This is a genomic window from Aeromonas sp. 11P (genome assembly GCF_051920165.1).
GTDB classification, from domain to species: Bacteria; Pseudomonadota; Gammaproteobacteria; order Enterobacterales; family Aeromonadaceae; genus Aeromonas; species Aeromonas veronii.
This window is the reverse complement of the sequence record NZ_JBQBDJ010000004.1, coordinates 581,997-604,280: the sequence shown is the minus strand read 5'-3', so window position 1 is coordinate 604,280 and position 22,284 is coordinate 581,997. Positions and strand designations below refer to the sequence as shown.

Below are 22,284 nucleotides of genomic sequence, written 5' to 3'. Positions count from 1 at the left end.
CAGCACGCAACCGCCGATCTACAACAGGAGAGCTTAGTGTCCACCACATTTTTGGTTAACCACCCCATCACCACGGCGCAGTTTGCGGCGTTGTTGGCGCAGACCTCGCTGGGGGCGAGACGGCCGCTGGACCAGCCGGCCACCCTGCAGGGCATGCTGGATAACGCCAATTTGCTGATCACCGCTTGGCAGGGCGAGACCCTGGTCGGGGTGGCTCGCTCGGTGACTGATTTTCATTTTTGTTGCTACCTCTCGGATCTGGCGGTAGCCGAGTCAGTGCAGGGACAGGGGATTGGCAAAGTCCTTATTCGCGAGACGTTTTTGCAATTGCAGCCGGGCTGCAAGCTGAGCCTGCTGGCCGCGCCGCAGGCGGTGGCGTACTACCCCAAGCTCGGATTTAGCCAGCACCCGAGCGCCTGGGTGATGAGCAGTCTGGATGAACTGGTACTGGATGAGTTGGCATAAAGCCGTCAACTCATCCAGACATGGCGAGATTAGCTTATCCGGCTTGCTCCAGCGCCGGTTGCCGTGACTTGCCCCAGCGGCGCAGGCGCCGTTGCAGTGGTCGCTCCAGCAGGTTGTAGCTCAATGCCGAGAGGCCGATCAGCACTGCCAGCATCAGCAAGGTGGCCACAACCCCCAGCAGCGGGTTGGTCTGGCCATACCACCACTCGGTGATCCCCGGCGCCAGATAGTGGATGAGCTCGCACCCGGTGAGCAGCACCAGCGCATGGAGCAGATAGATGGAGTAGGAGAGATCCCCCAGCCAGTTGGTGAAGCGGTTATCCAGGAAGCGAAGCAGCGGGCTTTGGCGATTGCCTTGGCAGGCGGCAATCCAGATCAGCAGCACGTAGGAGCCGATCAGCAGCAGGGTCAGCTGCGGCGTCATGGTGAACTGCATCAGCGCGAAGGGCAGCACAAAGGCGACCAGCAGCGGCAGATCATGCTTCATCATGGGCAAGCCTTGCGCGGCCTTGACCCTCGGCAGCAGCCAGAGGCCGAGCACAAATTCACTCACCCCGCGCCCCACCGCCAGCGCGCCGCTGGTGACATCCAGGGTGCCGCGACTGTGCACGATAAAGGCCAGCACCGTCAGCGCCAGCAGGGGGGCGAGATGGTTCCAGCGACTGCGGGTGACCGCCAGCGGAATAAGCAGCGGGAACAGCAGGTAGCTGATCCACTCTACGCTGAGCGACCAGGCGGCGAAGTTCCAGGTCAGCCCGTGATCGGTCACCACCTGCAGCAGCAGGAAGGCGCTCGGCAGCGCCTCGGCCGGGGTGAAGGGGGAGCCGAAGGGGGGCATCCCTTCCCACTCCCACATCTTGAACAAGGGGCCAGCATAGAAGCCCACCCCGTGCCGCGCCTTGTATAGCTCCCAGCCAACCAGCAACAACAGGGTCACCAGGTATAGGGGGTAGACGCGGGTCAGCCGCAGCCAGAGAAAGCGGCCATAGCCCACGGTGCGGGGCGTGCGGGTGAAGGCCTCGCCATAGACATGGGCCAGCACCACGCCGCTCAAAATAAAGAACAGGTCGACCCAGAGGTAGCCATTCTCGATGAGTTGGGTGTGGCTTGCGATCGACTCCATCCACTGGGGAAAGAGCAACAAGCGGGCATGGAACAGCACCACCATCAGGGCAGCGATGCCCCGCAGCGGCGTTAACAGCGGCAATGATTGATTCATAACGGGATCCCTTGTGATGTTCAGCTTGGCCTGACATCGATTTTTGTTGTTGTACCGTCCATCAATCCTGATAGGACGGTTGCCCCAGCTTGGCTGCCGCAGGCGGGATCACACTACGGAAAAGAGAGTCATACGGGTGTGATTTGAATCATAAATGCGCAGTTATTGTGCAAAAAAATTTAAACAGATAAAGACGTGGGACGCAGGCAGGGAAAGAAGAGGAGAGAGAACACCCATAAAGCAGAGAGGTGGAATCGGGGCGAGCGTCAGGCTCAGGCCTATACGGCGCGAGCAAAACAATCAGGCCCGCAAGGGGCCTGATTGATCACAAGGGAAGATGACGGCCGGTCAGCGGGCGCGTACCACCAGACCCTTGAGGTAGAAGCCTTCCGGATAGGCGGTACCGATGGGGTGATCGGAGGCCTGGGAGAGCAGCTCCAGGATCTGGGCATCGCGACCGGCATCGAGCGCCGCATCGGCAACGATCTTCTGGAACAGGCTCTGCTCCATCAGGCCGGAGCAGGAGTAGGTCAAGAGCACGCCACCCGGCGCCAGCAGCTGGAACGCCAGCATGTTGATGTCCTTGTAGCCGCGGCAGGCACCCAGCAGCTGCGCCTTGCTCTCGGCAAATTTAGGCGGGTCCAGCACGATGACATCGAACTTCTCGCCCTTCTCGCGGTATTCACGCAGCAACTTGAACACGTCGTGACGGACAAACTGGGTGTTGCTGGTATCCAGCCCGTTCAGCTCGGCGTTCTGGCGGGCGATATCCAGCGCATTCTGGGAGAGATCGACGTTGACCACTTCCTTGGCGCCGCCCTTGAGGGCATAAACGCCAAACCCGCCGGTGTAGCAGAAGCAGTTGAGCACCCGCTTGCCTTCGGTGTACTTGGCGGCAGCCTGACGGTTATCCCGCTGATCCAGATAGAAACCGGTTTTGTGACCGTTGCGAATATCCACCAGGATCTTGACGCCGCCATTCTCCTCGATGACCACCGGCTCGTTCGGGGTCTCGCCATAGATAACGCCGGTGCGCTCTTTCAGCCCTTCCTTCTTGCGCACTGCCACATCGGAGCGCTCATAGATGCTGCACTCTGGGTAGAGGGTACGCAGTGCTTGCGTTATCAGCTCACGCTGGAACTCGGCACCGGCAGAGAGGATCTGGCACACCAGAAAATCGGCATAACGGTCGATGGTCAGACCCGGCAGGCCGTCGGATTCGGCGGCGCAGAGGCGATAACCGGTGAGACCCTGACGCTTGATCAGCGGATCGCGAGACTCCTGCGCATATTTGAGACGACGGATAAAGAAGTCGAGATCGACGGTCTCATCCTTGTCGAAGGTCCAGACCCGGGCACGGATCTGGGAACTGCCTGACCAGGCGCCACGGGCGAGCCACTTGCCATCGTTGGCATAGATCTCGACGGTATCGCCGTCAATGGGGTTGCCCTGAACCCGCTCAATCCCCTTGGAGAAGATCCAGGGGTGGCGACGCAGCAGGGATTTTTCGCGGCCTTTGACGAGATAGATGGAAGCGCTCATGGATGTTTGCCGATGGTAGAAAGAAAAGGGGCCACATTCTATGTGCAATAGGGCGGCTAAGCCAGCCTTTGCTGGTATATGGCGGAGTGACGAATTGTACGTCTGGACAACGACCGAGTGTTGCATATGCAGGTTTTGCAGAATCTCAATGTTGGCGTTTCGCGCTGCTTATCTAATATGCCACAGTTGGTTATGCTTGTTTTGTGTTAAATGCTGGTTGTCATGTGCGCAAAATGTAGTCAATAAAGCGTTTTAACCTTACTTTATAGTGATTTTCGCTAAAGAGTCATTTGATGATGTCGATAGTGGGGAAGACCATTTTGAATCTTTCCTGTATCGAGCTGTCCATGTCACTCACCATCGCCACCAATATTTCTGCACTCAATGCATCACGCCACCTTGGTCAATCATCCAACACGCTGGACTCGGTATATCGACGGCTCTCATCCGGACTGCGTATCAACAGTGCCGCCGATGATGCGGCAGGCTTGCAGATCAGTAATCGCCTCACCAGCGAAGTCAACGGGACCAACACGGCGATCCGCAATGCCAACGATGGGATCTCGGTGATCAACGTGGCCGACGGTGCGCTCGATGAGTCGGTGAATCTGATGCAGCGGATGCGCACTCTGGCATTGCAGTCGGGAAGCGGTGCCAATACGGCAGAGGATCGCGTGGCACTAAATGCCGAATTCAAGCAATTGCAGTTGGAGATGGACCGGATTGCCACAGGCACCCGGTTTGCCGGGCAGGAGCTGCTGGCGGGAGGTTACAAAGGCATCTTCTCGGTCGGTGCCTATGCAGGGCAGAATACCGTCATTACCGATCTCAATGCCCAGACCAAAAATCTGGGCGAGATGGAGTGGCAAGCCCGCAGCCCCGCAGGCAGCAAGCCGGGGGCGTATGACATTGCTGATCTCAAGCTTTCATCTCAGCCTGTCACGCTTAACGGCGTGACCTTTGACAAGGACTATTCCACCCTGGAAGCGTTCGTTGCAGATATCAATAGCACCACCTTTCCTAATAATCAGGGGCCGGTAACAGCGCAACAACTGCCATTTTCAGTGGCTTCCGCAGTCGATTTATCCGCATTACCCTCCTATATCGATGTGGCGGGTCACTCTGTGGATTTGACTACGGGCATTGATATGACCGGATGGGATCCGGTTAATCCGACAACGAAAAATAGTGCCATCATGGCAACCGTGGTTCAACGCATCAACAATGCTGCTCAATCGGCAGGTCTGGGTTTTTATGTAAGTGCCTCCAACAACAGCAATCCTGCCAGCAATGCATTGACCATGCATAGCGCTCAGGGCAACAGCCTTGCGCTGGCCAATGGCACCACGCCCCCTCCACAGCCAGCACCACCGGCGCCTCCGGTGATCAGCAATGCTTCTCTGAGCTCTCTGTTGCCCGATGTCACACCGACAACGTATATCGGTCAGATGGAACTACATTCATCAGGCGACAAGTATTCCAATATTGATATGCAGGGATCGAGCTTGAATGCGCTTGGCTTTTATCAAGAGGACAAAAAGAAATATACCGTTGATAACATTGATGTTCTGAGTGACGACAACGCCAGCAGAGCAATCAAAACGCTGGATGCGGGTATGAAACAGCTGGGTGTTCAGCGCTCTCGGCTCGGCGCCCAGGCCAACGCACTGGATTCACGGGGACGCAATCTGGCCAATGCCAATGAGAACCTCAGTGCTGCCCGCTCAAGGATCCGGGATGCCGACATGGCTGTGGAATCGGCGCGCTTGGTCAGCACCCAAATCTTGCAGCAGGCGAGTGCTTCGATTTTGAGTCAGGCAAACAGTCGCCCCAATGCGGCCCTGAGTTTGCTGCAATCCTGAGCGGGGCTGCCAGCCGGCATAGCAATTGGTCGCTATCATTCATGGTCACTATCCATAAAGACAAAGAGGCCACCCAATGGGTGGCCTCTTTTCTTATTGCTTCTTGTTGCCGGATGCTATTCGGCAGCGTCAGAGAGTGAGCCCCTTGAGTGCTTGGGCCAGTTCGCTGGCGGTGGCTTTGAGCCCTTGCGTGCCAGCCACCGAGGCGCTGGCGGACTCTTCCACCTGCGCCGCCTCATGGCGCACCTGATCCAGATTGTGGGTGATCTCGGCGGCAACCGAGCTCTGCTCTTCGCTGGAGGTGGCGATCTGGGTGCTCATCTCCAGCACCGCATCGCTGTGGTTGCTCAGTTTTTCGATATCGAGCCCCACTTCGCTGATGAGCTGCTGGCTGCTGGCGGCGCGCCCTACAGTCTTTTCCATGATCTCGTTCAGCGCGCCGGTACCGGTCTGCAGCTCTTCGATCATCTGCTGGATCTCCACCGTCGCCTGCTGGGTACGGCTGGCGAGGGTACGCACTTCATCTGCCACCACCGCAAAGCCGCGGCCCTGCTCACCGGCACGGGCCGCTTCGATGGCGGCGTTGAGGGCTAGCAGGTTGGTCTGCTGGGAGATGGCGTTGATGACGTTGACCACCTCGTTGATGCGGTTGGCGTTGTGGGTCAGGCGCTCGACTGCGCCGGAGGCGTTGCCAATCTCGTCGGCCAGGGTGCGGATCGCCTCTATGGTGAGGGCTACCCGGTTGGCGCCATTGGCCGCCTCTTCGCTCGACTGGCGGGTTTGTTGCAAGGTGTCGTTGGCATTGCGCGCCACTTCGCGGATCGCTGCCGACATCTGCTCCATGGCGGTGGCCAGGGAATCCATGTGCTGGCGCTGGGAGCGCGCCATGGTCTCGCCTTCGCGGGCATGGTCACGAAACTCGTCGGCGGCCATGGTCAGCGCTTCGGCAGACTCCTCCACCAGTTTGACGATCTGGTGCTGGCGGTCGGTAAAGCGGTCGATGCTGCCCGCCAGGGTTGAGAACTCGTCGCGCACCGGGAAGAAGTTGAGACGGAAGGTGAGATCCCCGTCCGCCACGGTTTGCAGCGCCTTGTTGGTGGAGTAGAGCGCACCGGAGACAAAGGTCATCATGTAGTGGATCACCAGTGCCATCAGGGCCGCCAGCGCGCCGATCAGGAGCAGGGCCGAGCCCTGACCTTCCCACATGGAGAGGTTGCCGGTGTCGAGATCGCCAGTGACGAAGCCTGCCTGACCCGCTGGCGCGGTAAAGAGGTAGTGATCTCCTTGCTGCTGCAACCCGCTGCTGCCTTGTCGGGTCAGGCGAAGATCAGCAGGCAACACCAGAGTGGGCTGCTGGCTGACAAGTTGCGCAGTGGTTTCGACCCGTTGTTGCAACTGCGCTACCCGCAGGGAGATCTCCTGCTGATGGCTGGCCGCCAGCATATACCAGCTGAGAAAGGCGATGATGAAGAGAGGAAACCAGAACGCGATATGGAATTTTTCACTGATGGTGAGGTGAATGAGATAGCGGTCAACCCACCGGAATTTAACTTCTTTCATAATGGAGCTGCATCCTGCAGAGATAGAGTGTCGGGCACATTATCGTCTCGGGAATTTTTTTCTTAAGCAGAAGGTGTGAGAAATGGGAGAGCAATCGTTTGTCATTCGGGTGTGGGGGCAGGTGCAGGGGGTGGGATTTCGTTATTTCACCCGTGAGCGTGCGCTGCAACTTGGTTTGCGGGGCCATGCCTACAACCTGGAGGATGGCTCGGTGGAGATCCTCATCAGTGGCCCCGCGCAGGGGGTGCAGATGATGCTGGGGTGGCTGGAGCATGGCCCGCGCACTGCTCGGGTGACCCGGATGGAGTATGAGGAGGCGCTGCCGCCCACCGGTCAGGGCTTTCATACCAACTGAAGGGGCGGAGACGAGATGGATGCTGACAAACAAGGTCTGTTGCTGACTCAGGCAACAAGCTGGGTCGCCCGTTATCAGGAGGCGGCGCGGGCGGTGCTCGAAGAGGCCAGTGAACCGGCCGTGCATGGCTACCGTATCGCAGCGCGCCGCTTGCTGGCGCTGCTCGCCCTGTGGCGGCCACTCACCTATCATCCCGAGTTGGAGCGGCGTCTGCTGCGCTCGGTCGGGCGGCTCTCGGCGCTGCGGGATGCGCAGGTCTACGCCGAGCGTTTTGGCAAGCCGCCTGCCAGCACTGGTAATACCCACAAATCGGCCTGTCGCGTGCCCCTGTTGTCGAGGCGACTGGCCCGCTGGCTTGCGGCGGTGGCGCAGGTGCCGGATGCGCGGGCATTGGCATCGCTCTATCAGCAGCATCTGGCCCTGCGCCTTGATGAGGCGCAGAGCGCTCTCGATGAACCTATTCCCTGCGTTGGGAAATCGGTCAGCTCCCGTCAGCAACAGTTGCGCCGCTGGCATCAGATGCGCCTCGAGATCAAGCTGGCCCGTTATGGCGTGGAACTGTTGCTGGATCTGGGGAGTGGGGATCCCGGTTGGTTGAGCACCCTGACTCACTGGCAGGAGCGACTCGGCCAGTTGCAGGATTGGCGTCAATGGCGGCGGAGGTTGCGAGCAGAGCAGGGGAACACCCGCAAGCAGACGAAACTGCGGCAGCAGTTGAAGGGGAAGATCACCACCCGTTTGCGTCAACTGGACTGCCAGCAGGCGGAGCTGGTGGCGCTCAAACTGGCGATGCTGGCAGGCCACAACATGAATGACATGCCAAGTCGGCTGGTCAGGTATTCAGGACAAAATGCATCTCCCGCGAATCCCGGTGGTGGTTAGCCCCGAGGCCGTAATCTGCGGAAGTCATCCACGCCCAGCATCTACAAAAATTCTCCAAGCCACAAATGCGAGACATAAAAAGAGAGGCCGTTTGGCCTCTCTTCTCTATCTGGCTGTGGTCGCAGTCAGCGATAAGCTTACTTGACGCGCATTCCAGGCTGGGCACCTTCTTGCGGCTCCAGGATCCAGAGATCCTTGCCGCCCGGGCCTGCGGCCAGCACCATGCCTTCGGACATGCCGAAACGCATCTTGCGCGGGGCCAGGTTGGCCACCATCACGGTCAGCTTGCCTTCCAGATCTTCCGGGTTATAGGCGGACTTGATACCGGCAAACACCTGACGGGTTTCACCGCCGATATCCAGTTGCAGCTTGAGCAGCTTCTCGGCTTCCGGTACCGCTTCGGCCTTCTTGATCAGCGCCACGCGCAGGTCAATCTTGGCAAAGTCGTCATAGGTGATGGTTTCGCTGATGGGGTCATCAGCCAGCTGGCCGGTCACTTTCGGTGCCTGCTCTTTGGCCAGGTCTTCCTTGGATGCCTCGATCATGGCTTCAATCTTCACCGGTTCGATGCGGGAGAAGAGGGCCTTGAACGGGGCCACGGTGTGATCGACCAGCGGCATCTCGATGCCATCCCAGCTGAGGGTTTCAGCCAGGAAGGCTTCGGCACGCTCAGCCAGCAGCGGCATGACGGGCTTGAGGTAAGCCATCAGCACGCGGAACAGGTTGATGCCGACAGAGCAGACCGCCTGCAGCTCGGCATCAGCCCCTTCCTGCTTGGCGATGACCCAGGGCGCCTTGTCATCCACATAGCGGTTGGCCTTGTCGGCCAGCGCCATGATTTCGCGGATGGCGCGGCTGAATTCGCGGCTCTCATAAGCCTCGGCAATGGCGGTACGAGCATTGGCGAATTCGGCGTAGAGCTCGGGTTCGGCGCAGGTTGCTGCCAGCTTGCCGCCACAGCGCTTGGCAATAAAGCCGGCGTTGCGGGAGGCGAGGTTGACCAGCTTGTTGACCACGTCAGCGTTGACGCGCTGCACGAAATCTTCGAGGTTCAGGTCCAGATCGTCGATGCGGCTGTTGAGCTTGGCGGCGTAGTAGTAACGCAGGCACTCCGGATCCAGGTGGTTCAGGTAGGTGGATGCCTTGATAAAGGTGCCCTTGGACTTGGACATCTTGGCGCCGTTGACGGTCACATAGCCGTGTACGTTTACCTTGGTCGGTTTGCGGAAGTTGGCACCTTCCAGCATGGACGGCCAGAACAGGCAGTGGAAGTAGGCGATGTCCTTGCCGATGAAGTGGTAGAGCTCGGCGTCGGAGTCCGCTTTCCAGTAGCTGTCAAAGTCGATGTCGCCACGCTTGTTGCACAGGTTCTTGAAAGAAGCCATGTAACCGATGGGGGCATCCAGCCAGACGTAGAAGTACTTGCCCGGGGCGCCGGGGATTTCGAAACCGAAGTAGGGGGCGTCACGGGTGATGTCCCACTGCTGCAGGCCGCTCTCGAACCACTCCTGCATCTTGTTGGCCATCTCTTCCTGAATGGCGCCGGAGCCGCGTACCCACTCTGCCAGCCATTTTTCAAACTGCGGCAAATCGAAGAAGAAGTGCTCGGAGTCCTTCATCACCGGAGTGGCACCGGAGACGGCAGATTTCGGATCGATCAGCTCAGTCGGGCTGTAGGTGGCGCCGCAGCTGTCACAGTTGTCGCCATACTGCTCCGGAGACTTGCACTTGGGGCAGGTACCCTTGACGAAACGATCCGGCAGGAACATGGATTTTTCCGGATCGAACAGCTGGGAGATGGTGCGGCTCTTGATAAAACCACCATTTTTCAGGCGGCCGTAGATCAACTCCGCCAGCTCGCGGTTTTCGTCGCTGTGGGTGGAGTGATAGTTGTCAAAGCTGATGTTGAACCCGGCGAAGTCGGCCTGGTGCTCCTTGGAGACAGCGGCAATCATCTCTTCCGGGGTGATCCCCATCTGCTGTGCCTTGAGCATGATCGGGGTGCCGTGGGCATCATCGGCACAGATGAAGTGCACCTGATGACCGCGCATTCGCTGATAACGAACCCAGATATCGGCCTGGATATGTTCCAGCATGTGGCCAAGATGGATGGAGCCATTGGCATAGGGGAGGGCGCAGGTTACCAGCATTTTACGAGGATCAGTTGCCATATTACGTTCTTGATGTGCTTGTTGGGATGATAGAGTGCCGTGCATGTTACCCGAATTGGGGGTAGCCTGCCTAGGGTTGTGGCTGTGCCAACCTTGGCAGCACCTGCTGTTACGATGGCAGGCAAGCCACTGATTTGTGTGCGGTAACCGTTCACCTCAAGATAATGACAAGATAATGAGGAGTTAATGGTGATTGATTCAGTAAAACAGATCCTCGCCGAATTTAAGCCAGTAGGCTGGCACAAGGATCTGGTGGATGCCGGATTCGTTCGCGAGATCATCAATCAGGGTCAGGGGCTTACTATCCGGCTGGTATTGCCGTTTGCCGGTCTTTCGCTGCTCGATCAGCTCAAAGAGAACTACGATGCCAGAGTGCGCAGCGCCACCGGTGCCGCCCGTATCGACTGGGCACTGGAGATTGACGTCGCCAGCATGCCGCGGGCGCAGGGCCTCAATGCCGTGCAGGGCATTCGCAACATCATCGTGATCGCCTCCGGCAAGGGGGGGGTGGGCAAATCTACCACTGCGGTCAATCTGGCGCTGGCGCTGCAAAAAGAGGGGGCGCGGGTCGCCATTCTCGATGCCGATATCTATGGCCCTTCCATTCCCACCATGATGGGCACCCTCAAAGAGCGCCCGGTCAGCCATGACGGCAAGCTGATGGAGCCGGTGATGGCCTGCGGCCTCAAGAGCAACAGCATCGGCTATCTGGTCTCCGAGCAGGATGCCACCATCTGGCGTGGCCCGATGGCGAGCAAAGCGCTGGCGCAGATCCTCCATGAGACCCGCTGGGGCGAGGTGGATTATCTGGTCGTAGACATGCCGCCGGGCACTGGCGATATCCAGCTCACTATGGCCCAGCAGGTGCCCACTTCGGCGGCAGTGATCGTCACGACCCCGCAAGATGTGGCGCTCGCCGATGCCCGCAAGGGGATCGCCATGTTCAACAAGGTTAATGTGCCGGTGCTCGGCATCATCGAGAACATGAGTTACCACGTCTGCAGCGCCTGCGGTCACCATGAGCCGCTGTTCGGTACCGGTGGCGGCCAGAAGATGGCTGAGCAGTATCAAGTGGCGCTGCTTGGCCAGTTGCCGCTGCACATCGACATCCGCCAACACATGGATGATGGCTGCCCGACGGTGTTCGGCGCACCGGAAGGAAGCCTGGCTCAGGCCTATTTGAAGCTGGCGCGCAGGGTAGGGGCTGAACTCTTTTTCAGCGCAAAACCGATTGCGACCCCCCTCTATGCCATGGCGCTGGATGAATAATCGGCGGTCGGTCACTTGAAAGGGAATTGAGGGTGGGCATGACCCACCCTTTTTTATATAATGGATCGGTTTAAACCATCCCCACTGCTCTTCTCTTTTAGGTATTTGTCATGTCTGATACTCAACATTCGTGTGTGATCATCGGTATTGCGGGCGCATCTGCGTCTGGCAAAAGTCTTATAGCCCAGACCATTTATGAAGAGCTGGTGGCCGAACTGGGCGCAGGTCAGATTGGTGTGATCACCGAAGATTGCTACTACCGTGATCAGACCCACCTGACCATGGAAGAGCGGGTCAAGACCAACTATGACCACCCCAACGCGCTGGATCACGACCTGCTGGTACAGCACCTGAGCCAGCTGGTCAAAGGTGACGCGGTTGCCATTCCCCAGTACTCCTACACCGAACATACCCGGATGAGCGAAGTGACCCCGTTTGCGCCGCGCCGGGTGATCATTCTGGAAGGTATCCTGTTGCTGACCGACAGCCGTCTGCGGGATCTGATGGATGCCTCCATCTTTATGGATACCCCGCTCGACATCTGCCTGTTGCGCCGTCTGGTGCGTGATGTGCAGGAGCGTGGCCGCACCATGGACTCCGTGCTCAAGCAGTACCAGAAGACGGTGCGTCCGATGTTCCTGCAGTTTATCGAGCCGTCCAAACAGTATGCCGATGTGATCGTGCCCCGTGGTGGCAAGAACCGCATCGCCATCGACATGCTCAAAGCGCGTATCCGCCACATGTTGATTGGTTAAGATGAAACAAGCCGGGTAATGCCCGGCTTTTTTAAAAGCACAATTTGTCAGGAGAGTCGCCCAATGCGTCTGTGTGATACCGATATTGAACGCCATCTGGATGAAGGCAAGATCGTCATTGAGCCACGGCCCGGGGTAGAGCGGATCAGTGGTGTCAGTGTCGATGTGCTGCTGGGTAACGAGTTTCGGGTGTTTCGCGATCATACCGCGCCCTATATCGACCTGAGCGGCCCGAGCAGCGAGATGGCCGATGCCATCGATCGGGTGATGAGTGACGAGATCCACATTCCCGATGGCGAAGCCTTCTACCTGCACCCGGGTCAGCTGGCGCTGGCGGTGACCTACGAATCCGTCACCCTGCCTGCCGATATCGTCGGCTGGCTGGATGGCCGCTCTTCATTGGCGCGCCTGGGTTTGATGGTGCACGTGACGGCGCACCGGATCGATCCGGGTTGGTCCGGTCGCATCGTGCTGGAGTTCTACAACGGCGGCAAACTGCCGCTGGCGCTGCGTCCGAAGATGAAGATCGGCGCCTTGAACTTCGAGATGCTCTCCGGCGTCGCGGCCCGTCCCTACAACAAGCGGGAAAATGCCAAGTACAAGAGCCAGCAGGGCGCCGTTGCCAGCCGTATCAATCAGGACTGATAACTGGCAACACGGCAACGATTCAAGGGAGCACAAGGTGCTCCCTTTTTGCATCTGGAATCAAACGGATATGGGGCTGATAGTGCTGGTCGGATGAGATTGGCGGGGCAGGGACGTTTTATCACCACTTTCGCCCGTTTTTCTGTCATAAAAACGTCATAAAAATGAAATTATTGGCTTAATTGTCAGCTATTTTTGCCCTTTCCCGCAATCATTGGCGGCTTTAATTAATCGATGGCAAGCCGCATGATGACTGGCTCTAGGATATTTTTTTCCAAAAAGCTCTTTTTTTTTATGGCTGAAATATTTCAATGGTGGCTATGGTGTTGGCCGCCATCTGGCATAATCCGCCGCAACTCATAAACAGGCTTTTTTTTATGTTTGAAATGTTTAGTGGTTTGGGGTTGTGGTGGTCAATCGGTTTGGTATTGGCCGTTTTTTTTGTGCTTGCCTATGAATTTATCAACGGCTTTCACGATACCGCCAACGCGGTAGCAACGGTTATCTATACCAAGGCGATGCCAGCTCACCTGGCGGTCGTTGCATCGGGGATCTTCAACTTTTTCGGCGTCATGTTTGGTGGACTGGGTGTGGCCTATGCCATTGTCCATCTGCTGCCCATCGACCTGCTGCTTGGGATGGACTCCACCCAAGGGTTGATCATGGTCTTCTCCTTGCTGTTTTCCGCCATCGTGTGGAACTTGGGCACCTGGTTCTTCGGGATCCCGGCCTCCAGTTCACATACCTTGATCGGTTCCATTCTGGGGGTAGGCGGCGCCTATGCCTGGATCACCCATAAACCGGTGACAGAAGGGATCAACGTGGGCAAAGCGATCGACATCATGCTTTCCCTCATCATCTCTCCCACCATCGGCTTCATCATCGCGGCGCTGCTGCTGCTGGCGATGAAGCGCATCTGGACCAGCAACAAGATCCACAAAACGCCGGAAGAGCGCCAGCTGGTGGATGGCAAGAAACACCCGCCGTTCTGGGCGCGTCTGACCCTGGTGGCCTCGGCCATGGGCGTCAGCTTCGTGCACGGCTCCAACGATGGCCAGAAGGGTATCGGTCTGGTGATGCTGGTGCTGATCTGTATGGCGCCAGCCTATTTCGCACTGGACATGAACAGCCGCGCCTATGATCTGGACCGGACCCAGGATGCCAACCAGCGCATCATGGAGATCTACCAGCGCAACCAGTCCGCCCTCTCTGGCGTCATCAACTTCTCTGCACCGGCAACGGCTCAGGAAGAGCTGATGACTCACTGCTCCGCCGATGGCGTGCTGCAGGCGATGGCCACCCTGGATGCCCGTCTGGGTGCCGTGCGTACTTATGATCAGATGAGCCTGACTGACCGCCGCGAAGTGCGTCGTCTGCTGCTCTGTATCGATGACACCGCCCGCAAAGCGGCCAAGCTGCCGCTGCCCGCCAAGGAGCTGACCGACCTGGCCAAATGGCGCAAGGATCTGACCGCCACCGCTGAATACGCACCGACCTGGGTGATCGTCTCCATCGCACTGGCGCTGGGTTGTGGCACCATGGTGGGCTGGCGTCGTATCGTTCATACCGTGGGCGAGAAGATCGGCACCACCGGCATGACCTACAGCCAGGGCATTGCGGCCCAGATCACGGCTGCAACCTCCATCGGGGTCGCCAGTCTGACCGGTATGCCGGTGTCCACCACCCACATCCTCTCTTCTGCGGTGGCGGGGACCATGGTAGCCAACAAATCCGGCCTGCAGAGCCAGACTATCAAGACCATCCTGATGGCCTGGGTGCTGACCCTGCCGCTGACCATGCTGCTCTCCGGCGGCCTGTTCATCGTCAGCCACCATCTGTTTGGTTGATCTGCCGCGCTCATAATGCGCATCACAATGACAATGCCGCCAGGTCGAAAGATCGGGCGGCATTTTTTATATGCAGGATAGGTCGTGTCTCGTGAGCGCAGGAATATGGCTTGCAGGGATGTTAGGAGCGGGTCAGAAATCCCAGCCAGATTGCGGTATTGGTTCAGGTTGATCGCCTTCATGAGCCTTGCGCCGCGCAGCCTCAACCCGCGCCTTGCGGGCGCGGCACAGACGCATCACATCCTGCTGCTGGGCGGGGGTCATGGCGAGCCAATTGAAACGCTCGTCGCGATTGCGCAGGCACCCCTTGCAGTAGCCTTTGTTGTTCACTTCGCAGACCCCGATGCAGGGGCTCTGCAGCGGGAATATTTCGAGCTGTTCCATCCATCACCTCGCACATCCTGTCACCTTGTTATAACCCAGCGGATCCCCTTTGGAGAAATCCTGCTTCAAGTGATTGATGTCGTTTGCTTTCCCCCTGCAAATTTGGCATCTTCCCCGCCGAGCATGGCTCTTGGCGTTATATGAGGACATATGAACAAACACGCGTACTGGCTGACCGCCGCAGTGCTGGGACTGGCCGGTTGTGCGGGCAACTCTGACAAAGCAGAAGTGCCCAAAAAACAGACCGACAACAGATGCTTTCTTAACTGCGAGGTGCCGGAAAATCTGGGCAAGCAGTATCTGGACGGGACCTTGCCAGAGGATCTGGTGAGGGTGGAGCGGGTCAATAGCCGTGCGCGTGCCGACTACAGCAAGTTTGGCCCGCAAAGCAGACTGGTATTGGAGCGCTCCGGCAAGATGACCCGCCGTTATGGCGAGCTCTATCACCAGCTCTCCCGCTGGGTGGCGGGCGGCGGCAATCCTGCCGACATCACCCGTTACGGTATCAGCCTGGCTCAGCTGGGCGGTGCCGATCGCATGGGTAACGTGCTGTTTACCGGTTACTACTCGCCGGTGCTGGAAGTGCGCCACCGCCCGGATGCCAAGTACAAATATCCCATCTATGCCATGCCTAAATGTGGCGGTCGCTGTCCGACCCGGGCCGAGATCCATCAGGGGGCCTTGGCCAACCGCGGGCTGGAGCTGGGTTACAGCAAATCCCTTATCGACAACTTCCTGATGGATGTGCAGGGTTCGGGCTTTGTCCACTACGGGGATGACGATCGGCTGCAATATCTGGGCTACAGCGGCAAGAACGGCCACGGTTACGTGAGTATCGGTCGGGTACTGATCGACCGCGGTGAAGTGCCCAAAGAGCAGATGTCGATGAAGGCCATCAAGGAGTGGGCCAACCGACAGCCGGAGGAGAGCGTCAAGGAGCTGGTGGAGCAGAACCCCTCCTATGTCTTCTTCGAGCGCCGCCCTACTAATGATGTGATCGGCGCGGCCGGTATCCCGCTGCTGCCGATGGCGGCTGTTGCCGCCGACAAGACCCTGTTGCCGATGGGTACCCCGATCCTCGCCGAAGTCCCCCTGCTCGATAAAGAGGGCAACTGGACCGGCAAGCACCAGCTGCGCTTGTTGATTGCGCTGGATGTGGGCGGAGCGGTGAAGAAGGGGCACCTCGATCTCTACCACGGCATGGGCGAGAAGGCCGGTGTCGCAGCCGGTCACTACAAGCACTTTGGCCGGGTCTGGAAGCTGGGCCTGCACCACGGGCCGACCGCTGCCCCCTGGCTGTAATCCTCTGAGGGGTTGGGCGTCTGTCATCGGGCGCCCGAGTAATGTGAAGAGACAAAAAAAGCCGCCGGATTGCTCCGGCGGCTTTCTATTTTGTGCGAGTTGCCAGTCTGTGGCTGCGTCAGCTCTTCTGGATATCCAGCCGGATGGCGCCGACCGGTTTGCAGCAGCAGGGGAGGCACTCCCCTTGGGCGACGAATGCCAAGGGCACCGCAGGATAGTGCACCTTGCCAGCCATCAGCGGAGTGCGGCAGGCGCCGCAATAGCCGCTGCGACACTGGAACTCCACATGATGACCGTGGCGCTCCAGGGTCTCCAACACGCTTTCGCCGGGATGGGCGTGCAGCACGGCACCATCCCGGGTATGTACCCGTGGTGCCACGACCGCATGCTGTTCAGCAGGCGCGTGCGGGGCAGGGGTCAGCGTGTTGGTGGCGTCACTCACAGCTCGAAATCACCCAGGTCATCGGCATTGACTTCGCTGTCGATCTGACCGACCAGATAGGAGCTGACCTCTACCTCTTGCGGGGCGACCTGCACGTTGTCGGATGACAGCCAGGTGTTGATCCAGGGGATCGGGTTTTGCTTGGTGCCGGCAAAGGCTGGCTGCAGGCCGACCGCACTCATGCGCAGGTTGGTGATGTACTCCACGTACTGGCAGAGGATGTCCTTGTTCAAGCCGATCATGGAGCCGTCCTGGAACAGGTACTCGGCCCACTCTTTCTCCTGAATGGCCGCCTCCTTGAAGATCTCGAAGCAGGCCTGTTCGCACTCGGCGGCGATCTCGGCCATCTCCGGGTCATCCTGGCCGGTGCGCATCAGGTTCAGCATGTGTTGGGTGCCGGTGAGGTGCAGCGCTTCATCGCGGGCGATCATCTTGATGATCTTGGCGTTGCCTTCCATCAGTTCGCGCTCGGCGAAGGCAAAGGAGCAGGCGAAGCTGACATAGAAGCGAATTGCTTCCAGCGCGTTGACACTCATCAGGCACAGATAAAGTTTCTTCTTGAGCTCGCGCAAGGTGATGGTCACTTCGCGGCCAGCGACGGTGTGGGTCCCTTCACCATGCAGGTTGTAGAGGGCGGTCGCTTCGATCAGGTCGTCGTAGAAGTGGCTGATGGAGCCGGCTCGCTTCAAGATCTGCTCGTTGGTCACGATGTCGTCGAACACCTGGGCGGGGGTGTTGACGATATTGCGGATGATATGGGTGTAGGAGCGAGAGTGGATGGTCTCGGAGAAGGCCCAGGTCTCAATCCAGGTTTCCAGCTCCGGAATGGAGACTAGCGGCAGCAGGGCCACGTTGGGGCTGCGACCCTGAATGGAGTCCAGCAGGGTCTGGTACTTCAGGTTGGAGATGAAGATGTGCTGCTCGTGCGGTGGCAGGGCCTGATAGTCGATGCGATCACGGGAGACATCCACCTCTTCCGGGCGCCAGAAGAAGGAGAGCTGCTTCTCGATCAGCCGCTCGAACACTTCGTGCTTTTGTTGATCATAACGGGCTACGTTGACCGATTGGCCAAAAAACATCGGCTCTTTGAGCTGGTCGTTTTGGGTTTGGCAGAAAGTTGAATAGGCCATGGTTACCAGAATATGTGAATAGAGAAAACAGGAGAGCGGGAGCTTCATGCTCCCGCCCGGTTATCAGTTCTTGCCGTGACTTAGATTTTGCAAGCCCCGCCAGCGCAACCGTCATCTTGCAGGTCGGTCTGGGCATCGTCTGCACCATCACGGGTGTTGTGATAGTACAGGGTCTTGAGGCCGTATTTGTAGGCGGTCAGCAAGTCCTTGAGCAGCTGTTTCATCGGGACCTTGTTGCCTTCGAAACGGGCAGGGTCGTAGTTGGTGTTGGCGGAGATCGCCTGATCCACAAACTTCTGCATGATACCGACCAGCTGCAGGTAGCCGTCAACGCTCGGTTGCTTCCAGAGCAATTCGTATTGATCTTTCAGGCGATCATACTCGGGCACCACCTGTTTGAGAATGCCGTCTTTGGAGGCCTTGACCGACACCAGACCGCGCGGTGGCTCGATACCGTTGGTGGCGTTGGAGATCTGGCTGGAGGTCTCGCTCGGCATCAGGGCGGTCAGGGTGGAGTTACGCAAGCCCACGGACTTGATCTCTTCACGCAGGCTTTCCCAATCCAGATGCAGCGGCTCGTTGCACAGCGCATCCAGATCCTTCTTGTAGGTGTCGATGGGCAGGATACCTTGCGCGTAGGTGGTCTCGCCAAACAGCGGGCAGGGGCCGAACTCGCGGGCCAGCTGCACGGAGGCTTTCAGCAGGTAGTACTGAATGGCCTCGAAGGTACGGTGAGTCAGGGCCAGACCGGAGCCGTCGGAGTAACGGGCACCGTTTTTGGCCAGGTAGTAGGCGTAGTTGATGACGCCGATCCCCAGGGTACGACGACCCATGCTGCCCTTCTTGGCGGCGGCAATCGGGTAATCCTGATAGTCGAGCAGGGCGTCGAGGGCACGCACGGCCAGATCGGCCATCTCTTCCAGATCTTCCAGCTTCTCGATGGCACCCAGGTTGAAGGCGGAGAGGGTGCACAGGGCGATTTCGCCACTCTCGTCGTCGATGTTGTTGAGCGGCTTGGTCGGCAGCGCAATTTCGAGGCAGAGGTTGGACTGGCGTACCGGCGCCACGCTCGGGTCGAACGGGCTGTGGGTGTTGCAGTGATCGACGTTCTGGATGTAGATGCGACCGGTACCTGCACGCTCCTGCATCATCAGGGAGAAGAGGTCTACCGCTTTCAGGGTCTTCTTGCGAATGGCCGGATCCTGCTCGTACTTGACGTAGAGCTCTTCAAACTTGTCCTGATCGGCAAAGAAGGCATCGTACAGACCCGGCGCATCGGACGGGGAGAACAGGGTGATGTCACCGCCCTTGATAAGGCGCTGGTACATCAGCTTGTTGATCTGCACGCCGTAGTCCATGTGACGAACACGGTTCTCTTCCACGCCGCGGTTGTTCTTCAGTACCAGCAGGCTTTCCACTTCGGTGTGCCACAGCGGGTAGAACAGGGTGGCCGCACCGCCGCGCACGCCGCCCTGGGAGCAGCACTTCACTGCAGTCTGGAAGTATTTGTAGAAGGGGATGCAACCGGTGTGGAATGCTTCGCCGCCACGGATGGGGCTGCCCAGACCGCGGATGCGACCGGCGTTGATGCCGATACCGGCGCGCTGGGAGACGTAACGCACGATAGAACTGGCGGTGGCGTTGATGGAGTCCAGGCTGTCATCGCACTCGATCAGTACGCAGGAGCTGAACTGGCGGGTCGGGGTGCGCACGCCGCTCATGATCGGGGTCGGCAGGGAGATCTTGAAGGTCGAGACCGCATCATAGAAGCGCTTGATGTAGTCCAGACGGGTATCTTTCGGATACTTGGAGAAGAGGCAGGCCGCAACCAGCATATAGAGGAACTGCGGGCTCTCGTAGATCTCGCCGGTAACGCGGTTCTGGACCAGATATTTGCCTTCCAGCTGTTTGACTGCCGCGTAGGAGAAATCCATGTCGCGCCAGTGATCCAGATGGGTGTTCAGCTCTTCGAATTCAGCCTGGGTGTAGTCCTCCAGCAGGTGCTTGTCGTACTTGCCCATGTCCACCAGACGAGCCACGTGCTGGTAGAGGTGGGGCGGTTCGAACTGGCCGTAGGCCTTCTTGCGCAGGTGGAAGATGGCCAGACGGGCTGCCATGTACTGGTAGTCCGGGGTCTGCTCGGAGATGAGGTCAGCCGTTGCCTTGATGATGGTTTCGTGAATGTCAGCGGTACGGATACCGTCATAGAACTGGATATGGGATTTGAGCTCTACCTGGGAGACCGACACGTTGTCGAGCCCTTCGGCGGCCCAGTCCAGCACGCGGTGAATTTTATCCAGATCGATGGGTTCTTTGTGTCCGTTACGCTTCGTCACAAACAAGTTCATTGGCTGATGACCTTCAGTTGATTCCCGAAAAACCATCGCACAATGGCGCCACCCAGGCCCCGGCGGTGTGCAGGAGTTGGGTAGAGATTGTGCGATGAATCACAAGATGTAGTGTTATTTTAAGTTCGAGCTACAAGATAGTGAGGTCAGCCCGCCATTGCAATGTGTGGATAAGTGACGAGCTGTGGATAAATTGTGAGTCTTGCCCCATCAGTTAGTGACCGCTCACAGTGAGCGGGTTTTCATTCGTCCGCTCCGCTAAAAGCAAGTCTCCCGATCGAAGATGGAAAATTTAAATAACTTTTTTTGCTTGCGAAACGGGGGGCTTTTTACTAGCAAACGGCGGCTGATTATCCCTTATGCAACAAGGGTCAAAAGCTGTCCAGTTGTCGCCGCCGCGGGCTCAGCGTGGCAAGGGCTTTGCATCAGATGACGGTGGTTTGTGGCCGCTTTGTGACGGCTGCGAGCTTGTCAAATGGGTATCCAACAGGCAGAAAGCTGCCTTTATTATCCATGAATAGAGGCGTGATGGTGGCGCAGGACGCAGGAGCGTAAAGTAAGAGATGCAAGGGGCGGAGAGTCTCTTCGCCCCCGTTATCTCATGTCAGCCGGTAAGGCTGTGCGTTACACCTTGGCCGTCAACTCGTAGCGCAGCCAGTGGTGCAGGGCCTGCACGGTGTCGAATTGCAGATCGGCGCCCCACTGGGCGGGATCTTCCTCATCATTGAGATAGCCCCAGCCAGCGACCGCGGTGCGCATGCCGGCGTTGCGGCCCGCTTCGATATCCCGCACATGATCCCCCACATAGAGGCAGTGAGCTGCTTCGACCCCCAGCTTCTCACAAGCAAAGAACATGGGGGCGGGGTCGGGCTTGCGTACCGGCAGGGTGTCGGCACTGACCGTCACGCCGCAGCTGGCGAGCTCTGGCAGGGCTGCCAGCAGTGGCTCGGTGAGAAAGCCCGGCTTGTTGGTGACTATTCCCCAGGGGAGCTGTTTCTCGTCGAGCCACTCGATAAGATCCACCATTCCCTCATAGGGACGGGTACCGACGCAGAGATTGGCCGCGTAGTAGTCGAGAAGGGCATTGCGCAGGCGGGTGGCCCCCAGCTCTTCAAGCAGTTCGTCGCCGAGGCCCGCTTTCAGCAGCCCTAGCGCCCCGTGGGAGGTGGTCTGACGAATGATGTCGTCAGAGAGCGGCGCAAAGCCTTCGCTGATCAGCACGTGGTTGACGGCGGCCCCCAGATCCGGGGCTGTGTCGAGCAGGGTGCCATCCAGATCGAACAGCACACCGCGCAGGGGAAGAGGGCGAGAGGCGTTCATCAGCCGTGCTCCGGGCGGACAAACTCCACCATATAGTTGACGTCGACATTCTTGCCGAGCTTGAAACTGTTGGAGAGCGGTGCATAGTGCACCCCGCTCATATCCCGCACCAGCAGGCCAGCTGCTTCACCCATGCGACACAGCTCGGCCGGGGTGATGAATTTTTTGTGATCGTGGGTACCCTTGGGCACCATCTTCATCAGGTACTCGGCCCCGATGATCATCATCAGATAGGATTTGGGGTGGCGGTTGATGGTGGAGACGAACACCCGGCCGCCCGGGCGTACCAGAGTCGCGATGGCGCGCAACACGGAGGTGGGGTCCGGCACATGCTCCAGCATCTCCATGCAGGTGACCACATCATACTGGCCCGGTACTTCGGCGGCATGGGCTTCGGCGGTGATCTGGCGATATTCGAGCTCAACACCCTGCTCCAGGGCGTGCAGGCGGGCGACGCCGAGAGGTTCCTTGCCCATGTCGATGCCGGTGACCCTGGCACCACGGCGGGCCATGCTCTCGGAGAGGATGCCGCCACCACACCCGATATCGAGAATGCGCTTGCCAAACAGACCGCCACTTTTGTCGGTGATCCAGTCAAGGCGTACCGGATTGATTTGATGCAGGGGTTTGAATTCACCCTCCATGTCCCACCAGCGGGAGGCGATGGCTTCAAACTTGGCGATTTCTGTCAGATCGACATTGGCATCACTGTTCATTTTTCGAAGATCCTGTGGCAGGGCGCCCGCTTCTGAGTCATGGGCGCAATCTATTGTCCTGGCGGGCATT

19 protein-coding genes are annotated in these 22,284 nt (G+C 58.5%); 9 read left to right on the top strand and 10 right to left on the bottom strand.

The window, feature by feature from the left end; translation table 11 throughout:
* Window positions 1–36 precede the first annotated feature (36 nt).
* The gene (locus ACTG1P_RS02935; RefSeq protein ID WP_440000439.1) at window positions 37–465 is read left to right on the top strand and encodes a GNAT family N-acetyltransferase; all 429 of its coding nucleotides are present in this window, start codon (window positions 37–39) and stop codon (window positions 463–465) included.
* A gap of 34 nt (window positions 466–499) precedes the next feature.
* Here ACTG1P_RS02935 and ACTG1P_RS02930 read toward each other — a convergent pair whose 3' ends face one another.
* Window positions 500–1,684 (bottom strand): acyltransferase family protein, encoded by a 1,185-nt coding sequence (locus ACTG1P_RS02930; RefSeq protein WP_440000438.1) that lies wholly within the window; start codon window positions 1,682–1,684, stop codon window positions 500–502.
* Window positions 1,685–2,032: 348 nt separating this feature from the next.
* Window positions 2,033–3,226 (bottom strand): class I SAM-dependent methyltransferase, encoded by a 1,194-nt coding sequence (locus ACTG1P_RS02925; RefSeq protein ID WP_005336736.1) that lies wholly within the window; start codon window positions 3,224–3,226, stop codon window positions 2,033–2,035.
* A gap of 293 nt (window positions 3,227–3,519) precedes the next feature.
* Between ACTG1P_RS02925 and ACTG1P_RS02920 the strand changes: the two genes are divergently transcribed.
* A complete protein-coding gene (locus ACTG1P_RS02920) occupies window positions 3,520–5,088 on the top strand; it encodes a flagellin N-terminal helical domain-containing protein (protein WP_440000437.1) in 1,569 nt (522 codons plus the stop codon).
* A gap of 129 nt (window positions 5,089–5,217) precedes the next feature.
* On the opposite strand, the gene ACTG1P_RS02915 is transcribed toward ACTG1P_RS02920, so the two are convergent.
* Window positions 5,218–6,648 (bottom strand): methyl-accepting chemotaxis protein, encoded by a 1,431-nt coding sequence (locus ACTG1P_RS02915; RefSeq protein WP_440000436.1) that lies wholly within the window; start codon window positions 6,646–6,648, stop codon window positions 5,218–5,220.
* A gap of 82 nt (window positions 6,649–6,730) precedes the next feature.
* Between ACTG1P_RS02915 and ACTG1P_RS02910 the strand changes: the two genes are divergently transcribed.
* Both ACTG1P_RS02910 and ACTG1P_RS02905 read left to right on the top strand, forming a co-directional pair.
* Window positions 6,731–7,003, top strand: coding sequence for an acylphosphatase (locus ACTG1P_RS02910; protein WP_005345583.1), 273 nt, complete (start codon window positions 6,731–6,733; stop codon window positions 7,001–7,003).
* 15 nt (window positions 7,004–7,018) lie between these two features.
* Entirely contained in the window at window positions 7,019–7,885 is an 867-nt protein-coding gene (locus ACTG1P_RS02905) for a CHAD domain-containing protein (protein ID WP_440000435.1), read from the top strand.
* Between the two features lie 137 nt (window positions 7,886–8,022).
* Here ACTG1P_RS02905 and metG read toward each other — a convergent pair whose 3' ends face one another.
* Complete coding sequence (gene metG / locus ACTG1P_RS02900) at window positions 8,023–10,056, bottom strand: methionine--tRNA ligase (protein WP_440000434.1); 2,034 nt, start codon at window positions 10,054–10,056, stop codon at window positions 8,023–8,025.
* Window positions 10,057–10,242: 186 nt separating this feature from the next.
* Here metG and apbC point away from each other — a divergent pair, with 186 nt between their 5' ends.
* The 4 genes from apbC to ACTG1P_RS02880 all read left to right on the top strand — a co-directional run bounded on the left by apbC (window position 10,243) and on the right by ACTG1P_RS02880 (window position 14,572).
* A complete protein-coding gene (gene apbC / locus ACTG1P_RS02895; RefSeq protein WP_440000433.1) occupies window positions 10,243–11,325 on the top strand; it encodes an iron-sulfur cluster carrier protein ApbC in 1,083 nt (360 codons plus the stop codon).
* A 110-nt stretch (window positions 11,326–11,435) separates the two neighbouring features.
* A complete protein-coding gene (gene udk, locus ACTG1P_RS02890; protein WP_005345570.1) occupies window positions 11,436–12,080 on the top strand; it encodes a uridine kinase in 645 nt (214 codons plus the stop codon).
* A gap of 63 nt (window positions 12,081–12,143) precedes the next feature.
* Window positions 12,144–12,725 carry a dCTP deaminase gene (gene dcd / locus ACTG1P_RS02885; protein WP_005336719.1) on the top strand — a complete coding sequence of 194 codons (582 nt, stop codon included), beginning with the start codon at window positions 12,144–12,146 and terminating at the stop codon, window positions 12,723–12,725.
* Between the two features lie 377 nt (window positions 12,726–13,102).
* Window positions 13,103–14,572, top strand: coding sequence for an inorganic phosphate transporter (locus ACTG1P_RS02880; RefSeq protein WP_005336717.1), 1,470 nt, complete (start codon window positions 13,103–13,105; stop codon window positions 14,570–14,572).
* 132 nt (window positions 14,573–14,704) lie between these two features.
* On the opposite strand, the gene ACTG1P_RS02875 is transcribed toward ACTG1P_RS02880, so the two are convergent.
* Entirely contained in the window at window positions 14,705–14,956 is a 252-nt protein-coding gene (locus tag ACTG1P_RS02875; RefSeq protein WP_440000432.1) for a DUF1289 domain-containing protein, read from the bottom strand.
* A gap of 150 nt (window positions 14,957–15,106) precedes the next feature.
* Between ACTG1P_RS02875 and mltA the strand changes: the two genes are divergently transcribed.
* Window positions 15,107–16,258: a murein transglycosylase A gene (mltA, locus tag ACTG1P_RS02870; protein WP_064337973.1), complete on the top strand. Its 1,152-nt coding sequence runs from the start codon at window positions 15,107–15,109 to the stop codon at window positions 16,256–16,258.
* Window positions 16,259–16,376: 118 nt separating this feature from the next.
* Here the strand turns inward: mltA and yfaE are convergent, their stop codons facing one another.
* The 5 genes from yfaE to ubiG form a co-directional block, all read right to left on the bottom strand.
* On the bottom strand, window positions 16,377–16,700 hold the full coding sequence (yfaE, locus tag ACTG1P_RS02865; RefSeq protein ID WP_005345363.1) for a class I ribonucleotide reductase maintenance protein YfaE: 324 nt from the start codon (window positions 16,698–16,700) through the stop codon (window positions 16,377–16,379).
* A complete protein-coding gene (nrdB, locus tag ACTG1P_RS02860) occupies window positions 16,697–17,830 on the bottom strand; it encodes a class Ia ribonucleoside-diphosphate reductase subunit beta (protein WP_005336708.1) in 1,134 nt (377 codons plus the stop codon). Before nrdB ends, yfaE begins: the two co-directional genes overlap by 4 nt.
* Before the next feature lie 80 nt (window positions 17,831–17,910).
* Window positions 17,911–20,178 (bottom strand): class 1a ribonucleoside-diphosphate reductase subunit alpha, encoded by a 2,268-nt coding sequence (gene nrdA / locus ACTG1P_RS02855; RefSeq protein ID WP_019838757.1) that lies wholly within the window; start codon window positions 20,176–20,178, stop codon window positions 17,911–17,913.
* A 624-nt stretch (window positions 20,179–20,802) separates the two neighbouring features.
* Window positions 20,803–21,498: an HAD family hydrolase gene (locus ACTG1P_RS02850; RefSeq protein WP_429078406.1), complete on the bottom strand. Its 696-nt coding sequence runs from the start codon at window positions 21,496–21,498 to the stop codon at window positions 20,803–20,805.
* The gene (gene ubiG, locus ACTG1P_RS02845; RefSeq protein ID WP_216955302.1) at window positions 21,498–22,214 is read right to left on the bottom strand and encodes a bifunctional 2-polyprenyl-6-hydroxyphenol methylase/3-demethylubiquinol 3-O-methyltransferase UbiG; all 717 of its coding nucleotides are present in this window, start codon (window positions 22,212–22,214) and stop codon (window positions 21,498–21,500) included. Before ubiG ends, ACTG1P_RS02850 begins: the two co-directional genes overlap by 1 nt.
* Between the last annotated feature and the right edge of the window lie 70 nt (window positions 22,215–22,284).